Genomic DNA, 12152 nt, shown 5'->3' with positions numbered 1-12152 from the left:
TACCGCACTGTCGCACCGCTGCTCAGCCCCTAAAACCCCCAATTGGGGCAAAAAGAAGACTAGCAGATCAACCGTCCCGATCCTCGCCGTACTCGCCGAACCACCTCGCCAGCCGGCCCCGCCGGCTGACCGCCCGCAGCCGGCGCTCCGCCTCGTCCCGCACTCCGGCGGTCGCCACGATCAACAAGCTGTCCCCGGTCTTGAGCCGGGTGCCCGCAGCAGGCACGAAGCCCACCCCGTCGCGCAGCACCAGGGTCACCGAGGCCCCCACCGGCAGCCGCAACTCGTCGACGTGCACCCCGGCCAACCGGGAGCCCGCCGGCACCTCCAACTGGAGCAGGTCCGCCCGCATCCGCTCCAACGGGGCGGTCTCCACCCGGATCTCCGCCAACTCCGCCGGGGCGGTCACCCGCAGCCGGCGGGCGGCCGACGCGAGCGTCCCCGCCTGGAGCACCGTGAAGATCACCACCAGCACGAAGACCGCGTCGAACAGCCGGTCCGCCCCGGGCACCCGGGCCGACAGCGGGATGGTGGCCAGCACGATCGGCACCGCACCACGCAGCCCGGCCCAGGACAGGAAGACCTGCTCGCGCAGGGGGACCCGGAACGGCAACGCGGAGACCAGCACCGACAGCGGCCGGGCCAGCAACAGCAGGGCCAGGCCGGTCACCACCGCCGGCAGCAGCGCGGTGTGCAACCGCTCCGGCGTGGCCAGCAGACCGAGCAGCACGAACAGCCCGATCTGGGCCAGCCAGGCCAACCCGTCGGCGAACCCCAGGATCGCCTGTCGGTGCGGCAGCCGGGCGTTGCCGAGCAGCACCCCTGCCACGTAGACGGCGAGGAACCCGGAGGCGTGCAGCACCGCTCCGGCGGCGTACGCCAGCACGGTGAACCCGACGGCGGCGATCGGATACAGCCCGGACGACGGCAGCGCAGCCCGCCGCAACGTGAACCGGCCGGCCAGCCCGGCGGCCAGCCCCACCGCGGCACCCACCCCCAGCTCGTAGCCGACCAGGAAGACCTCGAACCACCACGGGTGCTCGATCGGGCCGCTACGGGACAGCAGCACCACCAGGATCACCACCGGGGCGTCGTTCATGCCCGACTCGGCCTCCAGGGTGGCCACCAGCCGGGGCGGCAGCCGCAGCCGGCGCAGGGTGGCGAAGACCGCCGCCGCGTCGGTGGAGGAGAGCACCGCGCCGTAGAGCAGCGCCAGTCGCCAGTCCAGCCCGAGCAGCAGGTGCACCACCAGACCGACGACGACGATGCTGACCAGCACGCCGACCGTGGACAACGCGCCGGCCAACCCGAGCACCGGGCGCAGGGTGCTCCACCGGGCGGTGAGCCCACCCTCCGCGATGATCACGATCAGCGCGCAGAAGCCGAGCACCCGGGTCAGTTCGGCGTCGTCGAACCGGATGCCCAACCCGGCCTCGCCGATCGCCACCCCGAGCGCCAGATAGACCAGGAGGCTCGGCACGCCCAGCCGGGTGGAGAACCGCACCGCACCGACCGCCACCAGCAACACGGCCGCGCCGAGGAGCAGCGCCAGATCCAACCCCGGCGTCACGGGCGCCCCACCCGAGGCGCCGTCACCCGTCCGTTCCGTCGCGCAGCCGGCGCAGCAACTCGACCAGGCCGGGCGTCGGACGGTCGACCAGGAAGAGTTTGTCCCGGCTCGTCGCCCCGGTACGCAGCGCCACCACCGCCGGGCGGACACCCAGCGCCCCGGCCAGCGCCCGACGGGCCGCCTCGGTGGCCCGACCGTCCACCGCCGGGGCGGTCACCGCGATCACCAGGGCCGGACCGTGCGGACCGGCGAAGCAGCCGCCGACCCGGGGCCGGGACGCACCGGGCTTGACCCGTACCGCGACGGTCAACGTGTCGTCCGTGGGCATCGACCCCAACCTCAGCGGGGGTAGGTGTCGGCGAGCAGGGCGGTGTCCGGATTGCACAGACCGCACGGGGTGAACCCGAGGGAGATCGCCTCGGAGACCGGCAGCGGCTCGTGCTCCCGCTCGATCAGGTGGGCGCAGGAAAGAAGGTGGTAGCGGGGATGCCCGTCGACCACCAGCACCTCGGCGTCGAGCCGGGCCACCCGGGCGGCGTCACCGGGCGGCACCCGCTGGGCCGGCGGGTCCCACGGCGAGGCGGCGTCACCCGGGCGCTCCCAGGGCGGCGCGAGGTCGTCCGGGGCGTCCCAGCCGGGATCGTCCGCGTCGTGCCGGGCAGAATCGTCGTACCGGGCAGAATCGTCGTGCCGGGCAGGATCTTCCGTGCCGTATCGGGCAGGGTCGTCCGCGTCGGGCCAGGCGGGTTCGGTTCCGGCGTCCCGGCCGAGGTCGGTCGCCGGCTGCCGGCCGGTCGGCGGGGCCGGCTGTCCGGGGGCCGTCGGATCCGGTGGGGCGGACACCACGACAGGGTCCCACGGAGCCTCCGCCTCGGGCTTCCAGGCATCGACGTCAGGGCGGGGGGAAACATCGACGGGCCCGCCGGCTGCCGGCGGGCCGGGTGGTTGCCGCCACCCGGCACCACCGGTACCGATCGTCGTCGGGACGTACGTCGTCGGGGTCTCCGACGACTCGGTCGCGGTCGGCGGGGCGGTCGTGCGGGGCGGACCCGCCGGCCGATCACCCGAGTCGGCCCGCTCCGCCGCCCTCGCCCTGGTGGCGGCTGCCTGGCGGGCACCGGCCACCAACGCGACGGCGGCCAGCAGACTGGCCGCTATGGAACTGGTCAACAGCGAGCTGGAACCCTCGACGAGGCCGAACACCAGCAGTACGACCGCGCCGAGGATGAGCAGCAGACTGGCGACTAGCACGGCTCACCCCCGCCGCGTCGTGGGTCGTGGCTGGGTCGGCGACCGTCGGGCGACGGTCGCCGACCGTGGATCAGCGGCCGGCTTCGAGGGCGCCGGAACGACTGCCACCGTACGAGCCGGCGAGGCTCGCCGCGGCGAGCCCGTTGCCACCGACGGCACGGGTGCCCTCGGTGCGGGTCATCTCGGCCTCCAGGCCCTGACCCCGACCGTCGAGGTCGCGCAGCTGGCTCTCCAGGTAGGCCTTGAGCCGGGTGCGGTACTCGCGCTCGAACTGCTTGAGCTCCTCGATGTGCTTCTGCAGTGCGGTCCGCTTGGCGTCCAGGCCGCCCATGGCCTCCTGGTGCCGCTGGCGGGCGTCGCGCTCCAGCGCGTCGGCCTTGGCCCGCGCCTCCCGGGTGACCTCCTCGGCCTTGGAACGGGCCTCGGAGAGCAGCTGGTCGGCCTCGCGACGGGCGTCGGAGACGTGGTCGTCGGCGGTGCGCTGGGCCATCATGAGCACCCGCAGCGCCTGCTGCTCGCCGTCGCCACCGACGGCCGGGCCACCGGTGGTGCGGACCTGCTCCAGCTCTGCCTGCATCGCGCGGGCGGCCTGCTCGGCGGCGGCCTTGTCGCGCTGCACCCGGTCGAGCTGGGCCTTGACGTCGTTGAGCTCGGCGGCGAGCCGGGCGTCGCCACCGGGGCCGGCAGGGGCCCCGCCACGACCGCCGCGCTCCACCTGGGCGCGCAGCTCGTTGTTCTCCTCGATCAGACGGGCAAGCTCACGCTCGACCTCGTCCAGGAAGGCGTCGACCTCCTCCTCGTCGTACCCCCGCTTGCCGATCGGCGGCTTTTTGAAGGCGACGTTGTGCACGTCGGCCGGTGTCAGCGGCATCGAAACTCCTCGGGTCAGTTGCGGCCGCGAAAGCGCGCGCTGGTCAGGAGAAGTTCCTGATCAGCGGATCTAACACAAACCTCATCAGCACGAACAGGATAACCAGGAGCACAAGGGAGGCCAGGTCGATGCTCACGGTACCAATTCGCAGTGGGGGGATCACCCGCCTCAACGCCTTGAGAGGCGGATCAGTGACGCTCCACACGGACTCGAGCCCGGCGGACGCGCCACGCCCCGGTTGCCACCGACGACCGTACTGGAGGACGGCACTGAGAACGAATCGGGCCAACAACACAATAAGGAAGAGGTACAAAATCAGGTACAGAAGTTGGAACACGATCGACAACACGGCAGACGACGTCCCTCGTTCGGGTGGACTTAGCTCAGGGAGAAGAAGCCGCCCTCAGCGATCTTGGCCTTGTCCTCGGCGGTGACCTGGACGTTGGCCGGTGAGAGCAGGAACACCCGGTTGGTCACGCGCTCGATCGTACCGCGCAGCCCGAACGCGAGCCCGGCGGCGAAGTCCACCAGACGGCGGGCGTCGGCCTCGTCCATCTCGGTGAGGTTGATGATCACCGGGACGCCGTCGCGGAAGTGCTCGCCGATGGTCCGCGCCTCCCGGTAGGTGGTCGGGTGCAGCGTGGTGATCTGGTAGCGCTGCTCCTCCTCGGCCACGACCGGCCGCTCGCGGGGCGACGCCTGCGGCGCCAGGGCGAGATTGTCCCGGGTGTGGTAGCTCAACGCGCCCGAGGTCTCCGACCCACCGGACCGGGTGATCGACCGGACGCTCGCCCGCTCGGCCCGGTCCGACCGCTCGGCCCGCTCAGCCCGGTCCGACCGCTCGGCCCGCTCGTCGTCGGCGCGGTCGGCCTCCACCGTCCGACTCGACCGGTCGGCCAGCCGGCCCCGGTCACCCAGGCGCGGACGCGGCGCCGGCGGCTCCTCCGCGTCGTCCTCGTCGTCGTCGGCGAACTCCTCGGAGTACCGGCTCGACCGGTACCGCGACTCGCGGTAGCCGGGCTTGTCGTAGCCCTCGTCGTAGCCGCGCTCGTCGTCTTCCTCGACGAGCCCGAGCCAGACCCCCGCCTTGCGCAGTGCACCCATCCCGCGCCCTTCCGTCCGCCGTGCGGCACGCACCCCCGTGCCGTGTCGCCATGATCGCGAGTGGACTTCCCTGCCCACCGGATCGGAACGGCAATCCCCCGACGCGCGATTCGCGGCTCGCCCGTCGTGGCCCCCGACCTCGGGACGCCGCTCCTGAACAACACTGATGTAATTTGCTCCTACCGGGGCCAGGCTACCGCAGCGTGGAACGCATTCCGAGCAACGCGCTGCCGACGCGGACATGTGTCGCCCCGTACCCGATCGCCACCTCCAGGTCACCGCTCATCCCGGCGGAGAGCACGGTGGCCGCCGGATGACGGGCCCGGAACGCCGCCGCCACCTCGGCCAACCGGGCGAAGGCCCGCTCGGGTTCCCAGCCCAGCGGCGCCACCGCCATCAATCCGGCCAGCCGCAGCGCCCCCGCCCCGGCCAGCGCCCCGGCCACCGGGTCGAGCCCCCGGTCGGGGTCGGCGGAGCCCGGCAGGGCGCCACCCCGATCGGGGTCACCGTCGATGCTGACCTGCACCAACGCCTCCAGCGGACGGTCCCGGCCGGATTCGGCGGCGGTGGCCAGCGCGCGGGCCAGCCGGACGCTGTCCACGGAATGCACCACGTCGGCGTAGCGGACCACCGAACGGGCCTTGTTACGTTGCAGTTGACCGATGAAGTGCCAGCGCGGGGTCACCCCCGCCGCCGCCACCTCGGCCGCCTTCGGCGCGGCCTCCTGGTCCCGGTTCTCCCCCAGGTCACCGACGCCGAGCCCGGCCAGCGCGACCGCGTCACCCGCCGGGTAGGTCTTGGTCACCGCGATCATGGTCACCTCGGCCGGATCCCGGCCGGCGGCGACGCAGGCGTCGGCGATCCGGGTACGCACCACGGCCAGCCCGGCCGCCAACTCGGCACGGCGCTCCGGACGCACCGGGTCGGGTCGACCGGTCATCGGCCGGGCCGCCCGGTCGTCGGCGGGGCGGCGCGGCCACCACAGGAACTGCTCGTCGTCGGCGGGGCGGTGGGCCCACCAGCGGGGTTGCTCGTCATCGGCGGGGCTCAGGAGCCGTTCTTGAGGAAGTCGGGCACATCGACGTCGTCGAAGAGCACCCGGCGCGGCGACTGCTGCGGCGGCGGCATGGTGGCCGGCGCGGAGACCGTCGGGGTCTGCGTCGTCGGCTGGTTCTGGTTGCTCTTGCGCGGCGACTCGACCGCCTTGTACGCGGGCGTGCCGCCGTCGAAGCCGGCGGCGATCACGGTGACCCGCACCTCGTCGCCGAGCGCGTCGTCGATGACCGCACCGAAGATGATGTTGGCGTCCGGGTGGGCCGCGTCGGTGACCAGCTGCGCCGCATCGTTGATCTCGAAAAGGCCCAGGTCGGAGCCACCGGCGATGGAGAGCAGCACGCCCCGCGCGCCGTCCATGCTCTGCTCCAGCAGCGGGCTGGAGATGGCCGCCTCGGCCGCCTCGACCGCCCGGTTCTCGCCCCGGGCGCTGCCGATGCCCATCAGCGCGCTGCCCGCCCCACTCATCACGCTCTTGACGTCGGCGAAGTCCAGGTTGATCAGGCCCGGGGTGGTGATCAGGTCGGTGATGCCCTGGACACCGGAGAGCAGCACCTGGTCGGCGGTGCGGAAGGCATCCATCATGCTGATCCCGCGGTCGCCCAGGGCCAGCAGCCGGTCGTTCGGGATGACGATCAGGGTGTCGCACTGGTTGCGCAGTTCGTCTATCCCCGACTCGGCCTGCACCTGGCGGCGCTTTCCCTCGAAGGAGAACGGCCGGGTCACCACGCCGATGGTCAGCGCACCGAGCTTACGGGCGATGTTGGCCACCACCGGCGCCCCGCCGGTGCCGGTGCCGCCGCCCTCGCCGCAGGTGACGAAGACCATGTCGGCGCCCTTGAGCACCTCCTCGATCTCGTCGCGGTGGTCCTCGGCGGCGTTCTTGCCGACGTCCGGGTTGGCACCCGCGCCGAGCCCCCGGGTCAGCTCCCGACCGACGTCGAGCTTGACGTCGGCGTCACTCATCAACAGCGCCTGCGCGTCGGTGTTGATCGCGATGAACTCGACGCCCTTGAGCCCAACCTCGATCATCCGGTTGACGGCGTTGACGCCGCCGCCGCCGATGCCGACGACCTTGATGACCGCCAGGTAGTTGTGCGGAGGTGTCATCTCCGGTCCTTCCCTTCGAGATTGGCTCGCACCGCCCCGGTCGGCGTGGCCCACACCGGTGGTCGACGAGCTGTCACCAGCGAGGATCAGAGCTGAACCCTAACCCTCTACTAGAGGCTTACAGTTATGTCAACCACTGATCCTCTTCGGGGCAACGTAAGCGTCCCCACGCCGTCAGCCAAGGACCCCACCGGCGTGTCGCCGCCGGGAGCGAGCCGACTCACGTTCGTCGGGGACCTCATCTGAGGGTGACCACGTCCGGCGCGCTCACGTCGATCGTGTCGGCCTTGCGACCGAGCAGCGCCGTCGCCACCCGAGCCTTGTCCTCGCCCCGGGTGGCGTCGCCCCACACCACCGTCCGTCCGTCGCGCAGGGTCAGCCCGATCCGGGCCAGCCCCTCGACGGTCACCTCGACCAGGAGGGTCCGCAACTGCGGGGTCAGCACGGCCAGCACCTGCAACGCCGCCCGGGTGCCCGGATCGTCCGGCCCCGGGGTGGCCAGCCGCACCACCGGCAGACCCTCCGGGGGACGGGCCAGCGTCCGGAACACCACCCCGCTCCGGTCGAGCACCACGAACCGGTCGTCGCGGGGCACCACCGCCACCCCGGTCCGCTCCACCACGGTCACCACCAACGTGCCCGGCCAGTCCCGGCGGACCGTGGCCCGCTCCACGGGGGCCAGGCCACCGATCCGCCGGGCCGTCGCGGCCAGGTCCACCCGGGCCAGCGGCGCCCCGTCCGGCACCGCCGCCGCGTCGCGTACCTCGACCGGGGTGACCAGTCTGGCCCCCTCCACCCGGACCTCGCGCACCCCGAACAGGCCGGAGCCGAGCACCGCCCAGGCCACCAGGCCGGCGAGGACCAGCACCCCGGCCAGCACCGCCCAGGGCAGGGCAGCGCGCATCCGCCGCTGCCGGGCCCGGGCCATGAACCGCCGGGTGGACGGCGGCACCGCGTCGCTGCCCGCCCGGACGAGCTGCCAGCGCCGTACCGGGCCACGTCGGGAGCCGCCGTCCGCGCCTGCGGTACGACCCCGCGCCGGCCCCGGACTCATCCGGTCGTGGCGGCCGCGCCGTCCGGACCCGTAACGGTCGGGTCCGCGGCGTCCCCGGCCCGGGCGGTCAGCGCGTCGAGCAGCTGGTCACCCAGCAGCGAGATCGGCGGGGCGCCCATGGTCACCACCACGTCGCCGGGGCGGGCCCGGCGGGCCACCTCCACCGGCGCGTCGTCGAACGAGTCCACGAAGACCTTGTGCGCGGCGTCGAGCGGCACCGCCGCCAGCAACGCCGCCGACCCCTCGCCCGGCTGGCGCAGCTCGCCGGGGCCGAAGACCTCCAGCAGCACCAGCTCGTCGGCGATGCCCAGGGCGGCGGCGATCTCGGCCTGGAGATCCCGGGTGCGGTACAGCCGGTACGGCTGGAAGACCACGATCAGCCGGCCGTCGCCGGCCACCTCGCGCAGCGTCCGCAGGGCCAGGGTCATCGAGGTCGGGTGGTAGGCGTACTCGTCGTAGACCAGCACCCCGTCGGCGACACCCTTGCGCTCGAAGCGCCGGCGCACCCCCGGGAACGCGGCGAGCGCCGCCTCCGCCGCCGCCACCGGCAGGCCCAGCAGGTGGGCGGCGAGCACCGCCGAGGCGCTGTTGAGCCCCATGTGCCGCCCCGGCACCGGCAGCCGGATCTCCCCCAACGAACGGCCGTCGAGCGCCGCCAGGTAGCGCACCCCCTGGGCGGACGAGGCCATCTCGGACAGCCGCAGGTCGGCGTCGGCCGCCTCGCCGTACGTCCAGACCCGCCGGCCCTCGGCGCGCAACGTCTCGGCCAGCCGCCGGCCGCCCGGGTCGTCGGCGCAGGTGATGACGAACCCGGCCGGGTCGGTCAGCCGGGCGAAATCGGCGAATGCCGCCTCCAGGTTGGCCAGGTCACCGTAGGTGTTCAGGTGGTCGGCCTCGACGTTGGTGATGATCGAGACGTACGGTCGGTAGATCAGGAACGACCTGTCGCTCTCGTCCGCCTCGACCACGAAGTGCTCACCGGTGCCGTGGTGGGCCCCCGAGCCCACCTCGGAGATCTCCCCGCCGATCACGAAGGACGGGTCGACCCCGGCCTGCTGGAGCACCATGGTCACCATCGAGGTGGTGGTGGTCTTACCGTGGGTGCCGGCCACCGCAACGGTCCGCCGGCCGGTCATCGCCGCGGCGAGCGCCTCGGAGCGGTGCAGCACCCGCAGCCCGCGTCGCCGGGCCTCGACCATCTCCAGGTGGTCCTGCGGGATGGCCGAGGAGTAGACCACGGTGTCCACCCCGTCGAGGTTGGTCGCCTCGTGGCTCATGTGGATGGTGCCGCCCAGCGCCCGCATCCCGGCCAGCGACGGCCACTCGCGCAGCTCGCTGCCGGAGACCGGCAGGCCCCGGGTGAGGAAGAGCCGGGCCAGGCCGCTCATGCCGACCCCGCCCACCCCGATCAGATGGATCCGGCCCAGGTCCTCCGCGGTGAGCGTGCCGGCCGGGGTGAACTGCGCGGTGTTCATGCCAGGTACCTTCCCGTCGCGGCCGCCCGGCTCACCGGGCCACCGCCTCGTAGACGAAGTTGAGCAGGGCCACGTCGCCGTCGCGCCGGCCGTACGCCGCGGCGGCGGCGCCCATCGCGTGCAGCCGCTGCGGGTCGCGCAGCAGCGGGAGCACGGTGCGCTCCAACCAGGCCGGGGTCAGCTCCGCGTCGTCCACGAGCAACCCGCCCCCGGCCTCCACCACGGGCAGCGCGTTGCGCTTCTGCTCCTGGTTGGAGTGCGGGTACGGCACGTAGATGGTGGGCAGGCCGATCGCGGCCACCTCGGCGCAGGTCATCGCCCCGCCCCGGGCCAGCATCAGGTCGGCGGCGGCGTAGCCCAGCTCCATCTCGGACAGGTAGGGCAACGCCACGTAGGGCACCGGGAGGTCGGTGGGGATCGGCACCGGCTCGTTGCGGGCGCCCATCACGTGCAGCACCTGCACGCCGTTGCGGGCCAGTTCCTTGGCCGCGCCGGAGACCGCCAGGTTGATCGACCGGGCCCCCTGCGAGCCCCCGGCGACGAAGAGCACCGGCAGGTCGGGGCGGAGTCCGAAGTGGGCGCGGGCGGCGGCGCGGGCGGCGTTGCGGTCCAGCCCGGCGATGCCCCGGCGCAGCGGCACGCCGACCACCCGGGCGTCGCGCAGCGCCTCGGACTGGGCCGGCTGGTGCGGGAAGCCGACCGCGAGGTTCCTGGTGAACTTCATGCCGAGCCGGTTGGCCACCCCCGGCGGGACGTTCACCTCGTGGATCACGATCGGCATCTCGCGCCGCCAGGCGGCCAGGTAACCGGGCACCGAGACGTACCCGCCGAAGCCGACGACCACGTCGGCGGCGACCTCGTCGATCACCTTGCCGGCGGCGCGGGCCGCCTTCCACATCCGGTCCGGGGTCCGGACCAGGCCCAGGTTGACCGAGCGGGGCAGCTGGTAGGCCGGGATCGTCCGCAGGTCGTAGCCGGCCGGCGGGATCAGCTCGTTCTCCAGCCCCTTGGGGGTGCCGAGGCAGGTGATCCGGACGCCCGGGTCGTGTCGGCGCAGGCAGTCGGCGAAGGCGAGCAGCGGGTAGATGTGCCCACCGGTGCCCCCTCCACAGAGCACCACCGAACGCAGCGGACCCATCAGCGTCTCCTCTCGCTCGCCGACCCGCCCCGGGCCCGGTCCTGCCGGACGCCGCGCGGTACGGCCTGATCGTCGGGTCGCCGCCCGCGCGTCCGGGGTACGGACCCCGGGGCAGCCGACGGCGGCGCCGGTCGGCTCCGCGCGCCGGGAAGCGGCGGCAACGGGGCCCAGACTAGTCGGACCCATCGGGCGGGCGGACGGGCGTGCAGGGCTCGCGCCGCGTCGGGTTCGGCGCGGGCGAAGGAGGCGAGCATGCCGACCGCCGCCAGGGTGACGACCAGGGCGCTGCCGCCGTCGGAGATGAACGGCAGCGGCACCCCGGTCAGCGGCAGCAGCTTGGTCACCCCACCGATGTTGATCACGGCCTGGCCGACCAGCCAGGCGGTGACGGCGGTGGCGGCCAGCCGGCGGAACGGGTCGGCGACCCGGCGGGCGATCCGCAGCCCGGTGTAGGCCAGCACGGCGAAGAGCACCAGGATGACGGTGCAGCCGACCACGCCCAGCTCCTCGGCGATGACGGCGAAGATGAAGTCGTTGTGGGCGGCCGGCAGCCAGCCGAACTTGAGGCTGCCCTTGCCGAGACCGACGCCGAACCAGCCGCCGTGTTCGATGGCGTTGCGGGCCTGGACCATCTGCCAGCAGGCGTCCTCGACGCACTTCGCCGGGTCGGGCGTGTCGAGGAACGAGGTGAGCCGGGCCAGCCGGTAGTTCTCCTTGCCCCGCGCGCCGGAGCCGGCCCCGAGCGAGGCCACCGCCACCAGCAGGCCGATGCCGACCAGGCCGACCGCGGAGAGGGCGGCGAAGACCCGCAGCCGCACCCCGGCCGCCCAGAGCAGCCCGACCACGATGGCCAGCAGGCAGAGCATGCTGCCCAGGTCGTTGTAGCCGACCAGCACGAAGAGCAGGCCGACCACCGGGAACAGCGGGGTGGCCAACTCCTTCCACCAGCCCAGCGCGGCGCCCTTGCGGGCCACCACGTGCGCGCCCCACAGCACCAGCGCCAGTTTGGCCAACTCGGCCGGCTGCACCTGGATCGGCCCGAGGTAGAGCCAGAGCAGGTCGGCCTGCAGCGGCCCGAGGGACTCCAGCCCGAACAACGCGTCCAGTGCCCCCAGCAGGTTGAGCACCAGCAGCAGCACCACCGCGCCCCCGAGCAGGGGCCGGCCCAGCGAGCGGAAGGTGCTGGCCGGCAGCCGCTGACAGGCCCAGAACGCGACGATGCCGATCACCGCGAAGATCGCCTGTTTGGTCACCGAGGCCGCGGCGTCGCCCGCCTCGGCGTAGTCCCGCACGCTGGTCGCCGAGAAGACCATGGTCAGGCCGATCAGCAGCAGCAGACCGGCGCTGGACAGCAGCAGGTAGTAGGAGGCCAACGGGCGGGCCAGCAGGCCGCGCAGCGCCGCCAGGCCGCCGGCCGGCCCCAGCCCGGCCAGCGCCCCGGGCGGGTCGGCGGTACGCCCCGCGCCGGTGACCCGCCGCGGCTGGGTCTGCGTCGTCGTGCCGCTGCTCGTGCCTCGGTCCTCCCC

General features: G+C 73.4%; 11 protein-coding genes and 1 pseudogene. All 12 read right to left on the bottom strand.

All coding sequences use genetic code 11. The annotated features are described in order from the left end of the window. Positions 1 to 67: 67 nt before the first annotated feature. Positions 68 to 1570, bottom strand: coding sequence for a potassium/proton antiporter (locus OHQ87_RS02140; RefSeq protein ID WP_328344419.1), 1503 nt, complete (start codon positions 1568 to 1570; stop codon positions 68 to 70). A gap of 22 nt (positions 1571 to 1592) precedes the next feature. Continuing rightward, positions 1593 to 1898, bottom strand: a complete 306-nt coding sequence (locus OHQ87_RS02135) for a DUF167 domain-containing protein (protein ID WP_328344417.1) — start codon at positions 1896 to 1898, stop codon at positions 1593 to 1595. Positions 1899 to 1909: 11 nt separating this feature from the next. Continuing rightward, positions 1910 to 2128 (bottom strand): annotated as a pseudogene (locus OHQ87_RS02130) (hypothetical protein); the annotation flags it as partial. Between the two features lie 763 nt (positions 2129 to 2891). Beyond that, positions 2892 to 3692, bottom strand: coding sequence for a DivIVA domain-containing protein (locus tag OHQ87_RS02120; RefSeq protein ID WP_067301781.1), 801 nt, complete (start codon positions 3690 to 3692; stop codon positions 2892 to 2894). 43 nt (positions 3693 to 3735) lie between these two features. Continuing rightward, positions 3736 to 4041, bottom strand: a complete 306-nt coding sequence (locus OHQ87_RS02115; RefSeq protein ID WP_328344414.1) for a YggT family protein — start codon at positions 4039 to 4041, stop codon at positions 3736 to 3738. A gap of 29 nt (positions 4042 to 4070) precedes the next feature. Then, the gene (locus tag OHQ87_RS02110) at positions 4071 to 4796 is read right to left on the bottom strand and encodes a cell division protein SepF (protein ID WP_328344412.1); all 726 of its coding nucleotides are present in this window, start codon (positions 4794 to 4796) and stop codon (positions 4071 to 4073) included. Positions 4797 to 4989: 193 nt separating this feature from the next. Further along, positions 4990 to 5736: a YggS family pyridoxal phosphate-dependent enzyme gene (locus OHQ87_RS02105; RefSeq protein ID WP_328344410.1), complete on the bottom strand. Its 747-nt coding sequence runs from the start codon at positions 5734 to 5736 to the stop codon at positions 4990 to 4992. Between the two features lie 107 nt (positions 5737 to 5843). Continuing rightward, complete coding sequence (ftsZ, locus tag OHQ87_RS02100; RefSeq protein ID WP_328344408.1) at positions 5844 to 6959, bottom strand: cell division protein FtsZ; 1116 nt, start codon at positions 6957 to 6959, stop codon at positions 5844 to 5846. A 238-nt stretch (positions 6960 to 7197) separates the two neighbouring features. Beyond that, positions 7198 to 8013 (bottom strand): cell division protein FtsQ/DivIB, encoded by an 816-nt coding sequence (locus tag OHQ87_RS02095; protein ID WP_328344406.1) that lies wholly within the window; start codon positions 8011 to 8013, stop codon positions 7198 to 7200. Continuing rightward, the gene (gene murC / locus OHQ87_RS02090; RefSeq protein ID WP_328344404.1) at positions 8010 to 9488 is read right to left on the bottom strand and encodes a UDP-N-acetylmuramate--L-alanine ligase; all 1479 of its coding nucleotides are present in this window, start codon (positions 9486 to 9488) and stop codon (positions 8010 to 8012) included. The genes OHQ87_RS02095 and murC overlap by 4 nt, the downstream gene beginning before the upstream one ends. Positions 9489 to 9519: 31 nt before the next feature. Then, positions 9520 to 10626, bottom strand: a complete 1107-nt coding sequence (gene murG, locus OHQ87_RS02085; protein ID WP_328344402.1) for an undecaprenyldiphospho-muramoylpentapeptide beta-N-acetylglucosaminyltransferase — start codon at positions 10624 to 10626, stop codon at positions 9520 to 9522. After that, positions 10626 to 12032 (bottom strand): FtsW/RodA/SpoVE family cell cycle protein, encoded by a 1407-nt coding sequence (locus tag OHQ87_RS02080; protein ID WP_328348716.1) that lies wholly within the window; start codon positions 12030 to 12032, stop codon positions 10626 to 10628. Before OHQ87_RS02080 ends, murG begins: the two co-directional genes overlap by 1 nt. Between the last annotated feature and the right edge of the window lie 120 nt (positions 12033 to 12152).

Source organism: Micromonospora sp. NBC_00421, assembly GCF_036017915.1.
Classification (GTDB): domain Bacteria; phylum Actinomycetota; class Actinomycetes; order Mycobacteriales; family Micromonosporaceae; genus Micromonospora.
This window is presented reverse-complemented; position numbering and strand designations above follow the sequence as displayed.